Annotated in this window: 14 protein-coding genes and 1 tRNA gene; 8 read left to right on the forward strand and 7 right to left on the reverse strand. The window is 67.8% G+C overall.

Translation table 11 applies throughout. From position 1 onward, the window contains the following. Nucleotides 1-172: 172 nt before the first annotated feature. The 3 genes from clpX to tig form a co-directional block, all read right to left on the reverse strand. A complete protein-coding gene (clpX, locus tag QZM15_RS13050; protein WP_006489345.1) occupies nucleotides 173-1444 on the reverse strand; it encodes an ATP-dependent Clp protease ATP-binding subunit ClpX in 1272 nt (423 codons plus the stop codon). Between the two features lie 164 nt (nucleotides 1445-1608). Next, entirely contained in the window at nucleotides 1609-2262 is a 654-nt protein-coding gene (gene clpP, locus QZM15_RS13055) for an ATP-dependent Clp endopeptidase proteolytic subunit ClpP (protein WP_006496351.1), read from the reverse strand. Between the two features lie 140 nt (nucleotides 2263-2402). Further along, entirely contained in the window at nucleotides 2403-3749 is a 1347-nt protein-coding gene (tig, locus tag QZM15_RS13060) for a trigger factor (protein WP_059585179.1), read from the reverse strand. Between the two features lie 382 nt (nucleotides 3750-4131). Here tig and QZM15_RS13065 point away from each other — a divergent pair, with 382 nt between their 5' ends. Both QZM15_RS13065 and QZM15_RS13070 read left to right on the forward strand, forming a co-directional pair. Continuing rightward, a complete protein-coding gene (locus tag QZM15_RS13065; RefSeq protein ID WP_302106527.1) occupies nucleotides 4132-5277 on the forward strand; it encodes a glycerate kinase in 1146 nt (381 codons plus the stop codon). Nucleotides 5278-5339: 62 nt separating this feature from the next. Next, a complete protein-coding gene (locus QZM15_RS13070; RefSeq protein WP_060316602.1) occupies nucleotides 5340-5789 on the forward strand; it encodes a MarR family winged helix-turn-helix transcriptional regulator in 450 nt (149 codons plus the stop codon). Nucleotides 5790-5972: 183 nt separating this feature from the next. On the opposite strand, the gene QZM15_RS13075 is transcribed toward QZM15_RS13070, so the two are convergent. Next, complete coding sequence (locus tag QZM15_RS13075; protein WP_089464854.1) at nucleotides 5973-6971, reverse strand: 2-dehydropantoate 2-reductase; 999 nt, start codon at nucleotides 6969-6971, stop codon at nucleotides 5973-5975. A gap of 109 nt (nucleotides 6972-7080) precedes the next feature. Then, the gene (locus QZM15_RS13080; RefSeq protein ID WP_060316608.1) at nucleotides 7081-8235 is read right to left on the reverse strand and encodes a LuxR C-terminal-related transcriptional regulator; all 1155 of its coding nucleotides are present in this window, start codon (nucleotides 8233-8235) and stop codon (nucleotides 7081-7083) included. A 302-nt stretch (nucleotides 8236-8537) separates the two neighbouring features. On the opposite strand from QZM15_RS13080, the gene QZM15_RS13085 reads away from it, so the two are divergent. The 5 genes from QZM15_RS13085 (at nucleotide 8538) to QZM15_RS13105 (ending at nucleotide 12700) form a co-directional block, all read left to right on the forward strand. Further along, nucleotides 8538-9584, forward strand: coding sequence for a porin (locus tag QZM15_RS13085; RefSeq protein WP_302106528.1), 1047 nt, complete (start codon nucleotides 8538-8540; stop codon nucleotides 9582-9584). A gap of 21 nt (nucleotides 9585-9605) precedes the next feature. Next, complete coding sequence (locus tag QZM15_RS13090) at nucleotides 9606-10814, forward strand: MFS transporter (protein ID WP_124658595.1); 1209 nt, start codon at nucleotides 9606-9608, stop codon at nucleotides 10812-10814. Between the two features lie 14 nt (nucleotides 10815-10828). Continuing rightward, complete coding sequence (locus QZM15_RS13095) at nucleotides 10829-11938, forward strand: class II histone deacetylase (RefSeq protein ID WP_302106529.1); 1110 nt, start codon at nucleotides 10829-10831, stop codon at nucleotides 11936-11938. 112 nt (nucleotides 11939-12050) lie between these two features. After that, nucleotides 12051-12281, forward strand: coding sequence for a hypothetical protein (locus tag QZM15_RS13100; RefSeq protein WP_059585171.1), 231 nt, complete (start codon nucleotides 12051-12053; stop codon nucleotides 12279-12281). Nucleotides 12282-12331: 50 nt separating this feature from the next. Next, a complete protein-coding gene (locus QZM15_RS13105; RefSeq protein ID WP_302106530.1) occupies nucleotides 12332-12700 on the forward strand; it encodes a hypothetical protein in 369 nt (122 codons plus the stop codon). A 148-nt stretch (nucleotides 12701-12848) separates the two neighbouring features. Here the strand turns inward: QZM15_RS13105 and QZM15_RS13110 are convergent. Further along, nucleotides 12849-12935, reverse strand: a tRNA-Leu gene (locus QZM15_RS13110). Between the two features lie 234 nt (nucleotides 12936-13169). On the opposite strand from QZM15_RS13110, the gene hpnD reads away from it, so the two are divergent. After that, nucleotides 13170-14003, forward strand: coding sequence for a presqualene diphosphate synthase HpnD (hpnD, locus tag QZM15_RS13115; protein WP_059585325.1), 834 nt, complete (start codon nucleotides 13170-13172; stop codon nucleotides 14001-14003). 10 nt (nucleotides 14004-14013) lie between these two features. Here hpnD and QZM15_RS13120 read toward each other — a convergent pair whose 3' ends face one another. Then, nucleotides 14014-15234, reverse strand: coding sequence for a DUF1501 domain-containing protein (locus tag QZM15_RS13120; RefSeq protein WP_059585170.1), 1221 nt, complete (start codon nucleotides 15232-15234; stop codon nucleotides 14014-14016). Nucleotides 15235-15268: the final 34 nt, after the last annotated feature.

Raw genomic sequence — 15268 nt, forward strand, 5'->3', positions numbered from 1 at the left:
TTGTTCGGTAATTGAGGCCGCCACAACGAATTGCAAGCCTTCAAGTGCGGGAAATATTCGGTAAGAAAGTAACCACCGCGTGTCGAGTCAGAGTTACCCACAAGATAAACGAAAAAAAGCCGCCCACGGACTCATGAACGGCCTTTTTCGATGGACATCGTCGGCAAGCCGGTCAGTTCGAACCCGCCACCTTCGGCGTGTCCTCGTAGATCAGCAAGGGCTTGCCGTCCCCATCGATGACGTTCTCGTCGATGATGACCTTGCTGACCCCTTTCATCGTCGGCAGCTCGTACATCACGTCGAGCAACGCCTGTTCGATGATCGAACGCAAACCGCGCGCGCCGGTCTTGCGGCGGATCGCCTTGCGGGCGACTGCCTGCAACGCGCCCGGCCGGATTTCCAGCTCGACGCGCTCCATTGCGAACAGCTTGTGATACTGCTTGACGAGCGCATTCTTCGGCTCGACCAGGATCTTCATCAGCGCGGCTTCGTCGAGCTTGCCGAGCGTCGCGACCACCGGCAGGCGGCCGATCAATTCGGGGATCAGACCGAATTTGATCAGGTCTTCCGGTTCCGTTTCGCGCAGCACCTCGCCCGCGTCGCGTTCCTGCTTGCTCTTGACCGTCGCGCCGAAGCCGATGCCGGTTTTCTCGGTACGATCGGTGATCACCTTTTCGAGACCGTCGAACGCGCCGCCGCAGATGAACAGGATGTTGGTCGTGTCGACCTGGATGAAATCCTGGTTCGGGTGCTTGCGGCCGCCCTGCGGCGGCACCGACGCCATCGTGCCCTCGACGAGCTTCAGCAGCGCCTGCTGGACGCCCTCGCCCGACACGTCGCGCGTGATGGACGGGTTGTCCGACTTGCGGCTGATCTTGTCGATTTCGTCGATGTAGACGATCCCGCGCTGGGCCTTGTCGACCTCGTAGTTGCAATTCTGCAACAGCTTCTGGATGATGTTCTCGACGTCCTCGCCGACGTAGCCGGCTTCGGTCAGCGTCGTCGCGTCGGCGATCACGAACGGCACGTTGAGCAACCGCGCGAGCGTCTGAGCGAGCAGCGTCTTGCCGGAGCCCGTCGGGCCGATCAGCAGGATGTTGCTCTTCGACAGCTCGACGTCGTCCTTCTTGTCGAGGTGCTTCAGGCGCTTGTAGTGGTTGTACACGGCCACCGCGAGGATTTTCTTCGCGCGCTCCTGGCCGATCACGTACTGATCGAGGATGTCGCGAATTTCCTGCGGGCTCGGCAGATCCGACCGGGACAGGCTGGCCTCGACGCCGGCGGCAGCCGCCTCGTCGCGAATGATTTCGTTGCAGAGGTCGATACATTCATCGCAGATGAACACCGACGGGCCCGCAATGAGTTTTTTCACCTCATGCTGGCTCTTCCCGCAAAACGAGCAATACAACAGCTTTTCGCTGTTCGAACCTTTTTTGTCCGCCATGAATGTAGAGCCTCCGGACAGGTAGATGACATGATACGCCGATTGCTCCGGACGCCGCGCCTAGGGCGCGACCGGAGCCGGCTGGATGCGCTTGCCGCAGATGCTCAGAGCACTCGGGACGTTTGAGGGCGCCGGCCCGAATCGGGGCGGCACCCCGTTTAAGCTCACGGGCGCTTCAGCAGCACCTGATCGATCAGCCCGTACGCCTTCGCGTCCTCGCTCGACATGAAGTTATCACGGTCGGTGTCGCGCGCGATGCGCTCGACGTCCTGGCCCGTGTGCTGCGCGAGCAGGTTGTTCAACCGCTCCTTCAGGTAGAGGATCTCGCGTGCCTGGATCTCGATGTCGGATGCCTGGCCGCGCGCGCCGCCGAGCGGCTGGTGAATCATCACGCGCGAATTCGGCAGCGCGAAGCGCTTGCCCTTCGCACCCGACGCGAGCAGGAACGCGCCCATGCTGGCCGCGAGGCCCATGCACAGGGTCGACACGTCCGGCTTGATGAACTGCATCGTGTCGTAGATCGCCATGCCGGCCGACACCGAGCCGCCCGGGCTGTTGATGTAGAGGCTGATGTCCTTGTCGGGATTCTCGCTCTCGAGGAACAGCAATTGCGCGACCACGAGGTTGGCGGTCTGGTCGTTCACTTCGCCGACCATGAACACCAGGCGCTCCTTCAGGAGACGCGAATAGATATCGTACGAACGCTCGCCGCGGCCGCTCGTTTCGACGACGATCGGCACCAGCCCCAGCGCTTGCGCCTCGAAACCCTGCGGCGCGTTCGAAGCAAGCATGTCCAGCAATTCAGCGCGAGTGATCATTCAATGAACCTTGTTCGATTGGAAAATTGAACGGAAGGAAGCCGCCCGCTCAATCGCCATATTAATGGCAACCGTGCGCTTGACGTAAAAACGGCGTGCGGGCCGTCGCTCCGACAGCCGGCACGCCGCAAGAGCGACAGTTACGCTTGCGCCGATGCGCTCGCGAGTGCCTCGAAGCTCACTTCCTTGTCCGTCACCTTTGCCTTGCCCAGCACGAAGTCGACGACGTTGCTTTCAACGACGAACGCTTCCATCTCGGCGAGGCGCTGCTGGTTGGAATAATACCAGCGGACCACTTCCTTCGGGTCTTCGTAGCTCTTCGCGAACTCGTCGACTTCCGCGCGGATCTGCTCCGGCTTCGCTTCGAGGCCGTTCGCCTTCACCAGCTCGGCCAGCACGAGGCCCAGCTTCACGCGGCGCTCGGCCTGCTCGGCGAACATTTCGGCCGGGATCGGTGCGTCCTTCGCGTTCGGCACGCCGCGCTGCGCCAGATCCTGGCGAGCCATTTCGACGAGACGTTGCTGGTCCTGCTCGATCAGCGCCTTCGGCACGTCGAGTTCGGAAATCTTCAGCAGCGCGTCCATCACCTGGTTCTTGACGATCGACTGCGTGCGGCGCTTCGCTTCGCGCTCGAGGTTTTCCTTGATCTCGGCGCGCATCTTCGTGAGATCGCCGTCTTCGATGCCGAGCGACTTCGCGAATTCCGCGTCGATTTCCGGCAGGTGCGGCCATTCGATCTTCTTCATCGTGACCGTGAACTGCGCCGTTTTACCGGCGACGTCCTTGCCGTGGTAGTCGTCCGGGAACTTGAGGTCGAACGTACGCTGTTCGCCGACCTTCAGGCCGAGCGCCGCCGTTTCGAATTCCGGCAGCATGCGGCCTTCGCCGAGCACGAACGGGAAATCTTCGGCCGTGCCGCCCTGGAACGCGACGTCGTCGATCTTGCCGACGAAGTCGACCGTCACGCGGTCGCCGTTCTTCGCCGCGGTGTCCGCGCCGCCGTCGCCGTGCTCGCCGGCTTCGCCGCGTGCGTGGTAGTGCACGCGCTGCTTGCGCAGGATGTCCAGCGTGCGGTCGATTTCGGCGTCGCCGATCGTCGTGGTCGAGCGCTCGACTTCAGCCGTCGCCAGATCGCCGATCTTCACTTCCGGGTAGACCTCGAACGTCGCGTCGAACGCGTATGCGTCCTCGGCCTGCTCCTGCTTCGGCTCGAAGCTCGGCTGGCCGGCGACGCGCAGGTTTTCCGCGCGGCTGATCGTGAAGAATTCCTGGCCGATCTTGTCGCTCAGCACTTCCGCCTCGACCTGACCCGCGTACTGTTGCGCGACCATCTTCAGCGGCACCTTGCCCGGGCGGAAACCCGGCATGCGCACGTTCTTCGCGAGTTTCTGGATGCGGGCGTCGATTTCCTTCTGCACGGTGTCTTTCGGCAAAGAAATCGTCACACGGCGTTCAAGCTTGCCGAGGTTCTCAACAACGTTAGCCATGGCTTCAATCGTCCTAAAATTATTCGAGCGAATCGGGTTTTCCTTGCCGTGCCTGCCTGCGGCGCGAGGTGCGCACACTCACACGCCGCGCCGGGGCGCCACGCCATCCCTGCACGCGCCGGATGGCTAGCGCAAGCGGCTCGGAGCACGGCTTTGGCCGGAAGAATCGACTATTCTAGCAAACAATTTTCCTCATACCGCCAGATCGGCGCGACACAGGTTGTCCCGGCCCTGTCTGCGGCCCGTCGCACGCCCCTGCACGCGGATCGCCGCTATGCCGAACGGCGTATCCTCCCCGGCCCCGCCATCCTGTAAGCTCCGATAACGTGCGAGCCACCGTCGTGGCCCGACCTTCATACCAATCACGCCTTTTGGAGACACCATGCCGCACCGCCCGTCCGCGCCTGTCGTCGTCATCGCGCCCGATTCGTTCAAAGGCTCGCTTTCCGCCGAGCAGGTCGCGGACGCGATCGCCACCGGCATTCGCCGTGCCCGGCCCGACGCCGTCGTGCGCTGCTGCCCGATGGCCGACGGCGGCGAAGGCACGCTCGACGCGATGCTGGCGGGCGGCGGTACGCGGCGCACGCTGCGGGTGGCCGGCGCGTCGCTCGCGGCGCGCGATGCGGCGGTCGGCGTGATCGACGCGCGCACCGCGATCGTCGAGACGGCGGAGATCGTCGGCATCACCGACCCGGTCGGCATGAGCGTGCCGGTCGATGCGCGCAGCACGCGCGGGATGGGCGAAGCGATCCGCCTGCTGCTCGACGAAGGCGTGCGCCGCTTCTTCGTCGCGCTCGGCGGCAGCAGCACCAACGACGCGGGCGCGGGGCTTCTCGCGGGCCTTGGCCTGCAGTGCCTCGACGCGAGCGGCCAGCCGGTCGAGCCGGTGCCGTCGCGGCTCGCCGACGTCGCGCGCATCGACGCGTCGGGGCTCGATCCACGACTGAAGGAAACCGAATTCATCGGCATGTCCGACGTCGACAATCCGCTGACGGGCGCGCATGGCGCCACCGCAGTGTTCGGTCCGCAAAAGGGCGTGACGGCAACGCAGGTCGCGACCCTCGATGCCGCCCTTGCCCGCTTCGCCGATCTGCTCGAGGCCGCGCTCGACCGCCGCGGCCGCGATCTGCCGGGCGCGGGCGCCGCGGGCGGCCTCGGTTTCGCGCTGCACATGCTCGGCGCACGCTTCGAGGCAGGCGCCGAAGTCGTCGCGCGCCAGGTCGGGCTCGACGCCGCACTGGCCGGCGCCGACTGGCTGATCACCGGCGAAGGCCGCTCCGACGTGCAGACGCTGCACGGCAAGGCGCCGTTCATCGCGTGCCGGCACGCGCGGGCCGCCGGCGTCCCCGCGTCGCTGCTGTCGGGCGCGATCGATCCGGCCGCGCTGCCGCGCCTGTCCGAGCATTTCTCCGGCTGCTTCTCGCCGGCTCCCGGGCCGATCACGCTCGACGTCGCAATCCGCGATGCGGCGAATCTGCTCGCGAACGAAGCAGAACAGTTGACACGGCTGAAGTACGGCGCACACTGACCGTTGACCCGAGCGCGCGATACAGGAACAATCGGGCCCGCCCTTTTTCTTCAGGATTCGACATGAAAGGCCGCCAAGCCGGGCTCGATCAGTTTCTGACCTATCGCCTCCATGTGCTCACGAAGCACTCCGACCGCGGAATCGGCGAGGTGTACCGGCACAAGCTCGACATTTCGCTGCCCGAGGCGCGCGTGATCGCCGCCGTCGGCGCGTTCGGTCCGTTCTCGATCATGGATCTCGCACGCCACACCAATCTCGACAAGAGCCAGGCGAGCCGCGCGGCCGAAGCGCTGCTGCGCCAGGGGCTGCTCGAGCGCGGCGCGAGCGAGGAGGACGGCCGGATCGTGCTGATCGCGCTGACTGCCGACGGCCGCGCGCTGTATCGCAAGATCATGCCGATCGTGCGCAAGTGGAACGACGGCTTGCTCGCATGCCTGTCCGACAGCGAACGTCAGACGTTCGAGCGGCTGCTCGACAAGGTCGTCGCGCACGCGACCGAGCGCGACGACTGAGCGTCGCGTCGGCCCCGGCATCGCCGGACGGCCGCTTGCCGCGAGCCGCATTGATCCGATGAATCAGACTGGCCGCGCGGGTCGCGTCACACGCGATCCGGGCGGCCGGTTTTGCATCATGCGGCGATCTCGCGCGAAGCGCGCGTTGCCGGCAGCCGCGCATTCGCGCCGGCCTGGCGCACACTACAACCCGCTGTTCGTCGCGCGCTGACGCAACAATCCGAGCACTGCGTCGCAGTACGGGGTCGGCACGCCAAGCTTGCGGCCGAGTTCCGGAAACACGCCGAGAATCGGCCCGATCTCGAGCGGGCGCCCCGCTTCGAAATCCTGCAGCATCGACGTCTTGAACGCGCCGAGCTTGCGCGTGACCGCGATCCGCTCGGGACCGCTCATCCCGGTGGACAGGCCGAGCTTCGCGCCGATCGCGGCCGCCTCCTCCATCATCCGCAACGCCAGATCCTGCGTGAACGGATCATCGAGCAACTGCTCGGCCGTTGAACCGGTCAACGCGCTCAGCGGGTTCATGTTCATGTTGCCCCAGAGCTTCGTCCAGATCTCGGTCCGGATCGCGGGTGTCGACTCGACGTCGAAACCGCCGGCCGAGAGTGCCGCGGCGAACCGCGCCGTGGGCACGTCGAGCCGCGGATCGGGGGTGCCCACGATCAGCCGGTTGCCGCGCCCGCGCCGCACGACGCCCGGCGCGTCGGTACTCGACGACAAGTGCACGACGCAGCCGATCGCCCGCGCGGGCGGCAATGCCGCCGACACCGCACCGGCCGGATCGACCGCCTCGAGCGGCACGCCGTCGAGCGCTCCTTCGAGCCCGTGCGTGAACCACCACGGCAACCCGTTCATCGCCGCGACGATCACGGTGTCGGGCCCGACCAGCGGCGCAATGCGCGCGGCCAGCGCCGGCAGCGCCTGCGCCTTCAGCGCGATCACCACGTAGTCCTGCACGCCGAGCGCGGCCGCATCGTCGCTTGCCCGCACCGGCACCGACGACGTTGCGCCCGCCTCGTCGATCACGCGCACGCCATGCGTATTCAGCGCATCGAGCGTCGCGCCGCGTGCGTACGCGCTCACGGTCATGCCGGCTCTGGACAACGCGGCCGCGAGCAATCCGCCGATCGCGCCGACCCCGACCACCGCCGCGCGCACCGACCCTGAATTCGTGTCGTTCATGATGGGATTCCGTCTTCCGAGAGCAGACGAGCATAACGCTCAATAGTTGCGGGCACAACCATTCCGACAACGCCGGCCGCTCCCTGCGGCACCCGGTCATGCGTGCGCGTCAGCGCGGCATGCCGCCGGCTTCCACCGCCTCGTCGTCGGCCGTACCGCCCGTCGTCGCACCGAGCACGCCGGCTATCTGGCTCTTGTCGTGCATGCCGAGCTTGCGGTACGCGCAGCGCAGGTAATGGCGCACGGTCGTCGGCGAGATCGCCATCTGCTGCGCGACTTCCTTGTGCGAGCGCCCGGCACCGTAATAGCGGATCGCCGCGAGCTCGCGCGGGCTGAGCCGGTCGAGCAGCGAGCGTGGCCGTGCCTCGATCTGGAACAACCCGGCGACGGGCACGCACTGGATGCGCAGCGCGTCGCCGACGAACGGCTGGCCCGACTGGCGTCGCAGGTGCGCGACGAGCGCCTCCGGCACGCGCGGGCCCGCCCAGGCCGGCCACTCGGCGCGCAGCACGTCGTCGAAACCGGGGTCGGCATGGTGCAGCACGCCGAAGTTGTCGCACAACGCTCGCGCGGCCGGGGCGACCGTGTCGGCGCGCTCGCGTTCGCGCGTGAGCTGCGCGGCGCGATTGATCGTCAACGCCGCCGCGAGGTGCGGAATGAGTTCCTCGAAACGATGTGCGTCGTTGTCGCCGAACGGCCGATTCAGGCCCTGGCGGTAAATCGACACGAACGTCGTCAGGCCGAAGCGGCGATCGATCGTACAGACGAACATCAGTTGCGCGAGCCCGTACTTCACGCACCAATCGCGAAATCGTGCATCGAGCCCCGGCTCGATGACCGTCAGCCGCACCGCGCGACCGTGCGCGCCGTGCAGCGTGCGGTGCGCGAGCGGATCGCAATCGCGCACACGCTTCCAGTCGGTGAAGAACGCGTGCGGCAACCGGTACAAAAAGCTGTTGTGCATCACGGGGCCGGTCGGCACGTGGGTCGCGACGCCCGTCCACGCGGCGTCGAACGGAATGAGGGCCTGCAGCAGCGAAAAGAACCGGTACTCGAATTCGCCGATGGCGGACTGCGCGGCCACCGCGTACAGGTCGAGCAGCATCAGGCCGAGTTCGCGCTGCGGCGCGTCGCCACGCGTGACGCCGTCGAAATCGGCGCGCCGGGACGGCCGCGTCGGCCACGCGAATTCGTCGAGCACGATGGCGGCCGGCACGTCGCGCAGCGCGTCGAGGTCCTGCCCGATATCCGTCGTGATCCTCACTTTCCGCTCCCCTGCCCGGTCGGGCTGCTGATGTGCGCAACGACACCGGCCGATTATAGCGAGCCGCTTTTTTGGCGGGCCACGGTGCCGGAACGCTCGTCAACCCCATCCATTTGAACGGTGCACCGCGCATTGCTGCTGCGCAGCACCGCGCGCGCCGGCATCGCACGGCGTTCATGCGGGGCACCGCGGGTTTTCCGCACCGTTCATCTGGACGACTGTTCGAAGGTTTTCCCGCTACGGACACTGCGTCGCGACAACACCAACGACAAATCGATGCAGCACGGTATGGAGAACCCCACGTGACGACACCCCGCTTCATCCGCATGGCCGCGGCCGCCGCGACGCTCGCCGCATGCGGCGGCGCCGCGCACGCGCAGTCCGCCCTCACGCTGTACGGCGCGCTCGACGCCGGCGTGCAGTACCTGACGCACGCCGACGGACATCAGTCGGCCGTGCGATTGCAAAACTACGGCATCCTGCCTTCGCAGATCGGGATCAAGGGCCACGAGGATCTCGGCGGCGGCTGGCGTGCGCTGTTCAAGCTCGAACAGGGCCTCGACCTCAACGATGGCACCGCGACCGTGCCCGGCTATGCGTTCTTTCGCGGCGCATACGTGGGGATCGCGGGGCCAGTCGGCACCGTCACGCTCGGCCGCCAGTTCAGCGTGCTGTTCGACAAGACGCTGTTCTACGACCCGCTCTGGTATGGGTCGTACAGCGGCCAGGGCGTGCTCGTGCCGATGAACGCGAACTTCATCGACCACTCGGTCAAATACCAGTCGCCGACCTTTGCCGGCTTCGACGTCGAGGTGCTCGCCGCGACCTCCGGCGTCGCCGGCAATACGCGCGCCGGCCGCGTGCTCGAGCTCGGCGGCCAGTACACGAGCAACGGCCTGTCGGTCGGCGCGGTGCTGCACCAGGCGCACGGCGACGTATCGGCGGCCGGCGATGCATCCGCGCGGCGTCGCGAACTGGGCACGCTCGCCGCACGCTATGCGTTCGCCGCGCTGCCGCTCACCGCCCATGCAGGCGTCGAACGCCTGACCGGCGACCTCGACGCGGCGCGCACGATCGTGTGGGGTGGTGCGCGTTACCTGATGTCGAACGGGATTGGCCTGAACGCCGGCGTCTACCACACCGATTCGCGCACGCCGGCGATCGGCCACCCGACGCTGTTCATCGCGAGTACCACGTACGCGCTGTCCAAACGCACCGTCGCCTACGTGAACCTCGGCTATGCGCGCAACGGCGGGCAAAGCTCGCAGACCGTCTACGAATACGACCCGACACCGCTTGCCGGCGCGTCGCAGTTCGGCGCGATGGTCGGCATGTACCACCTGTTCTGATTCCCTCGACGAGATCCCGCCATGAAAATCCTGTCCCCGGACGCCGCCCGCTCGCCCGACGGCCGCGCGTCGACGTTCGCACGCTCGACGCTCGTCGCGCTCGTCGTGTTCGCGGCCATCACGCCGCTGTTGCTGCTCGTGGCGCCCGCCGTCGCCGGCCAGCTCGCGACGCAGCTCGGCTTGACCGCATCGCAGATCGGCACCTACTTCTTCGTCGAACTCGGCGCGTTCAGCCTCGCGACCGTGCCGTCGTACCTGTGGCTCGGCCGGGTCGACGCGCGCCGCGTCGCCGCGTTCGCCATCGCGCTGTTCGGCGCGGGCAACCTGCTGACCGCGCTGTGGATGCCCGGTTTTGCCGCGCTGCTCGCGCTGCGCGCCGTCACCGCGCTCGGCGGCGGCTCGCTGATGGTGCTCTGCATGACGAGCGCCGCGACGAGCGGAAACAGCGACCGCGTGTACGGCCTGTGGGTCGTCGGCCAGTTGATCGCGGGCGCGATCGGCCTGTTCGTGCTGCCGCACGTGTTCGCCGCGTTCGGGCTACGCGCGCTGTACGTCGCGCTCGCCGTGCTCGCGCTGCTCGCGGCGCCGCTGTCGCGCGGGTTTCCGTCGTCGCTCGGCATGCGAACGGCATCCGCGCGCACCGCGCACGGCGACGCGCCCCGCACGCCCCGAAGCTTCGTGGTGCTCGCCATCGGCGCGGTGCTGACGTTCTATCTCGCGATCGGCAGCGTATGGACGTTCGCGAGCCGCGCGGCGGCCGAGGCCGGGCTCGATCCGCAGTCGACCGGCAACGTGCTCGCGATCTCGAGCGTGATGGGCATCGCCGGCGCGGCGCTCGCATCGTGCGCGGGCGGCCGGCTCGCGCGGCGCGCGATGCTCGCGGCCGGCTACGCGCTGCTCGCGGCATCGCTCGTCGCGCTCGCCGCGATGCGCCACGGCGGCAGCTACAGCGCGGCGATCTTCGCGTTCAAGTTCGCATGGACCTTCGTGCTGCCGTTCATTCTCGCGACGGTCGCGCAGATCGACACGTCTGGGCGGCTCGTCGCGACGCTCAACTTCGTGATCGGCGCGGGGCTCGCCGCGGGCCCGCTGCTGGCCGGCCTGATGCTCGACGCCGGCGGCACGATGCGCGCGCTGTTCGTGGCCGCGACGGCCGTCGCGATCGTGTCGTTCGCCGCGCTGCGCCACATCGATCGCCGCGCGCGCCCCTCCGTTTCCTCCCAACCGTGACAGGTCAAGCACCCATGAATCGCACTGCCTTCTTCACCGACGAACGCACTTTCTGGCACACCGGCGGCACGCACGCGCTGTTCCTCCCGGTCGGCGGCTGGGTCCAGCCGCCGTCGAGCGCGGGCTACGCGGAATCGCCCGATTCGAAGCGCCGCTTCCTGTCGCTCGTGCAGGCGTCGGGGCTGGCCGCCCGGCTCGACCTGCGCGGCGCGGCACCCGCGACGACGGCCGACCTGCTGCGCATTCACCCGGCGCACTATCTCGACGCGTTCCGCGCGCTGAGCGACGCGAGCGGCGGCGACCTCGGCGATCTCGCGCCATTCGGCAAGGGCAGCTACGAGATCGCCGCGCTGTCGGCCGGCCTCGCGATCGCGGCGGTCGACGCGGTCGTCGGCGAGCGCGCGGCGAATGCGTTCTCGCTGTCGCGTCCGCCCGGCCATCATTGCCTGCGCGACCGCCCGATGGGCTTCTGCCTGCTCGCGAACATCCCGATCGCGATCGAGGCCGCGCGCGCGAAGCACGGCATCGAGCGCGTCGCGGTGATCGACTGGGACGTGCATCACGGCAACGGCACGCAGTCGATCTACTACGACGATCCGGATACGTTGACGATCTCGCTGCACCAGGATCGCTGCTTTCCGCCCGGCTACAGCGGCGCGGACGACCGAGGCGAAGGCGCGGGCATCGGCTCGAACCTGAACGTGCCGCTGCTCGCGGGCAGCGGCGACGATGCCTACCGGTATGCATTCGATCGGATCGTGCTGCCGGCGCTCGCCCGTTTTCGCCCCGAGCTGATCGTCGTCGCGAGCGGCCTCGACGCGAGCGCGGTCGATCCGCTCGCGCGCATGCAACTGCATACCGACAGCTACCGGTTCATGACCCGCGTGGTGAAGGACGCCGCGCAGCGTCATTGCGGCGGGCGGCTCGTGATCGTTCACGAAGGCGGCTATTCGGAGGCGTACGTGCCGTTCTGCGGGCTCGCGATCGTCGAGGAACTGGCCGGCATTCGCACCGAGGTCGCCGATCCGATGCTCGATCTCGCGATCGCGCAGCAGCCGGGCGAACGGTTCGTCGCGTTTCAGCGCGAACTGCTCGACGAACTGGCCGCGTCGTTCGGGTTGTAACGGGCGGGAACGGACGTGGCAAGGGCCGGCCCGCGCCGGCCCTTGCGCGATCCGCGCGGATGGGGTTTCCTGTGCCTTTACCCTTGTTCCGGCACGAGGCCGCACTCTTCCGATGAAATCGTCCCCGCGCGATCACGACGACAACACCAAAACGCGCCGCCAGCCGTCGAAGCTGGCCCTGAACATCGCCGCCGTGACGGTCGGCCTGATCACGTTCGCGATCGGTGCGGCGTGGGTGATCTATAGCTGGGTCGTCGATCGCGAAGCGCAGTATTTCGCGATTCCGCTGGTGTTCTCGGTGCCGGTGATCGTGGCCGTCGCGATCCGCAGCTTCTGGGAATAGGCGTGGCGGAAACGACGAAGCGGCGCGCTCGGGCGACGCGCGGCGCTTGCTTGTCGAACGACGCAGCGCTCATCTACGAGCCATTTGCAGGCCGGCATGCGGTTCCGGATTGTTGCAGCCTGCCCTTCGATACAACACTGAGCGCGGACACGGCCAGCACCGTACCGACCGATTTCAGCACGGACTCCGCGGAAGGACGCTCGCCGCCTGCGATCCGCCACCCCGCAGAAGTGGAAGTGGAAATGGACGTGGGGCAGTCAAGCGGCTTCCGGGCGGTCGGCCCGGGGCTCGTGCTCCACGCCACGTTGTCGGCAGGCGTGGCCGCGACAGCCGGCATCGCCAGCATCAGCGCCAAAACGCCGATCGTGCGTACGGTGTTGGTCATCGACGGTCCCCGGTTGAACAGCCCGCGTGCATGAATGGTTGCGTCATATTACACATCGCCGATTTACCGTGCCTGCGCGAACGGCATCATCGCCGCTGAGGGCCATCAACAAAAAAGCGCTGCGGTCAGCCGACCGGCAGCGCTTTTTCGCGAACGGCCCGTGACGGGACACGTTCGACTTCTGGTGCGTGAGGCCGGACTCGAACCGGCACACCCTTGCGGGCGTCAGGACCTAAACCTGGTGCGTCTACCAATTTCGCCACTCACGCGCATTCCGTCGCCTGACCGCGCGGCACGCAAGATGCGTGCTCCACGCGCCCGGGACTTCACGCCGGCCCGAAAACCGGCACGCCCGATCAGGCGAGCGCGAGATTCTACCCGATCCCTGCGGTCTTGTCTCGCCCTGCCGGCGCCCGTCGTGCCGCGGTGCTAGAATGCCGCGCTCGACGTTTCGGCAACGCGCCGCCGCGCGTCCCCCGAACCCGCCCCACCCGATTCAGCCCGTGAACTTCGACGACTACTGTCAGCAAAAGGCCGCCCCCGCAGGCTCCAGCGTCTACTACGCGCTGCGCCAGGCGCCGCTCGCCACGCAGCCGCGCCTGACCGCGCTGTTCGCGCTGCGCCGCGAACTCGAGGAAACCGTCAAGGAAACCAGCGATCCGACGGTCGGCCACACGAAGCTCGCCTGGTGGCACAAGGAACTCGCGGCACTGGCCGACGGGCAGCCGTCGCACCCCGTCACGAAGGCGCTCGCGCAGCATCACCCGGCGATCGCCGCCGAAGCCGATGCGTTGCGCACGCTCGTCAACGGTTACGGGATGGATCTCGAACAGGCGCGCTACCTCGACTTCGCGAACCTGCAGCGCTATATCGCGCAGGTCGGCGGCACCTTCGCGTCGCTGGTCGCGCGCGCCAGTTCGGCGAATCCGGCCGCACCGCAACCGTGGGCCGCGGACGTCGGCCGCGCGCTGATGCTCGCGCAATTCGTGCAGGAGCTCGGCAACGACGCGCGCCACGGCCGTATCTATCTGCCGATCGACGAACTGCAGCGCTACAACGTAACCGCGGCCGATCTGCTGAACCGCCGCTACAGCCCGGCCTTCACCGAATTGCTGCAATTCCAGACGACCCGTGCGCGCGACGCGCTCGCGGCGGCCGATGCGGCGATCCCCGCCGCCGAACGCCGCGCGCAACGCACGCTGCGCGCGCAGATCGCGCTGGCCGGCGCGCTGCTCGACGAAATCGCGCGCGACGGCTACCAGGTGCTGCACCAGCGCATCGCGCTGACGCCGATCCGCAAGCTGTGGATCGCGTGGCGCGCCGCGCGCCGCCGCTGAGCGGCGCGCCTCACGCCTTCAGCAGCGGCAGCGTGTCGAAGCGCTGCTGCAGCACGCGCGTCGCATCGAGCCCCCACCAGGACCCAAGCACGGTGGCGTAAAGCTGGCGGAAATCGACCGCGACCGGCAGGTTGCCGTTGCCGTCGAGCCGCCCGAGCGCCGGCGGCGCGCCGTACAGCCCGCCGGCCACGCGGCCGCCCATCACGAAGTGCGGCGCGGCCGTGCCGTGATCGGTGCCGTTGCTCTGGTTCTCGCGCACGCGCCGCCCGAATTCCGCATACGTCATCACGAGCGTCTCGTTCCAGCGCCCGAGTTCGATCAACGCGGCGCGCATCGCGCTCATCCCTTCCGCGAACTGCTTGAGCAGCGCGGCGTGCTGCGCCGGCTGGTTCTGGTGCGTGTCGAAGCCGTTGAGCGTCAGGCGCAGCACCGCGACGCCGTCCTGCACGCCGGGCCCCGACGCTTCGCACGCGGCCAGCACCTGCATCGCGGTCTTCACCGACGTGCCGAATGCGCCGGCCGGAAAGGTCGTCCTGAATTCACGCATCCCGCCGCGCGGGCGCAGCCGGTCGGCCGCTTTCACGATGTCGTTCTCGACGTCGATGATGTGCGCGAGCGCCGGGTTCTGCTCGCGCAGCGACGACGGCTCGGCGAGCCGGGCCGCACGGATGAACTGCGCGGGATTGACGAGTGCGATCGCGCGCGCGCCGTTCGACAACGGCCCCATCTCGGCGCTGCCGAGCACGACGCCGTCCGCCGCGAAACCGGGCGGCACGGGCGCCTGCGCGAACGTGCGCGTGAGCCAGCCTTCGTGCAGGTACTGATCCGAGCGCGACGCGGTGTCCCAGATCTCGATCGAGCGGAAATGCGACAGGTTCGGCTGCGGATAGCCGACGCCCTGCACGACCGCGACCTGACCGTCGCGCCACAGCGGCATCAGCGGCGCGAGCGACGGATGCAGCCCCGTCCGCGCGTCGAGCTGCAGCACCTGGTCGCGCTTGATGCCGATGCTGCGTCGGCACTGGTAGTACAGCGGATCCGCGTACGGCACGACCGTGTTGAGGCCGTCGTTGCCGCCCTTGAGCTCAACGAGAATCAGCACGTTCGCATACCCGGCCGCCGGCTTTCGCTCGGCCGGCGTCGCGCCAGCCGCCGTCGCGGGCGCCTGCCACATCGACACGCCGGCGGCGGCCGCGGCACCGGTCAGCGTCAGAAAATCACGTCGGTTCATCGCACATCCTTCGGTTCTCCGCCCGGCGCCTTGG

Source organism: Burkholderia sp. AU44665 (assembly GCF_030504405.1).
GTDB lineage: Bacteria > Pseudomonadota > Gammaproteobacteria > Burkholderiales > Burkholderiaceae > Burkholderia > Burkholderia semiarida.

Coding starts and splice junctions, on each gene's coding strand:
- QZM15_RS13090 (WP_124658595.1), top strand. CDS start 9,606: ATGAAAATCCTGTCCCCGGACGCCGCCCGCTCGCCCGACGGCCGCGCG.
- QZM15_RS13120 (WP_059585170.1), bottom strand. CDS start 15,234: ATGAACCGACGTGATTTTCTGACGCTGACCGGTGCCGCGGCCGCCGCC.
- QZM15_RS13075 (WP_089464854.1), bottom strand. CDS start 6,971: ATGAACGACACGAATTCAGGGTCGGTGCGCGCGGCGGTGGTCGGGGTC.
- QZM15_RS13095 (WP_302106529.1), top strand. CDS start 10,829: ATGAATCGCACTGCCTTCTTCACCGACGAACGCACTTTCTGGCACACC.
- QZM15_RS13100 (WP_059585171.1), top strand. CDS start 12,051: ATGAAATCGTCCCCGCGCGATCACGACGACAACACCAAAACGCGCCGC.
- QZM15_RS13065 (WP_302106527.1), top strand. CDS start 4,132: ATGCCGCACCGCCCGTCCGCGCCTGTCGTCGTCATCGCGCCCGATTCG.
- QZM15_RS13070 (WP_060316602.1), top strand. CDS start 5,340: ATGAAAGGCCGCCAAGCCGGGCTCGATCAGTTTCTGACCTATCGCCTC.
- clpP (WP_006496351.1), bottom strand. CDS start 2,262: ATGATCACTCGCGCTGAATTGCTGGACATGCTTGCTTCGAACGCGCCG.
- clpX (WP_006489345.1), bottom strand. CDS start 1,444: ATGGCGGACAAAAAAGGTTCGAACAGCGAAAAGCTGTTGTATTGCTCG.
- tig (WP_059585179.1), bottom strand. CDS start 3,749: ATGGCTAACGTTGTTGAGAACCTCGGCAAGCTTGAACGCCGTGTGACG.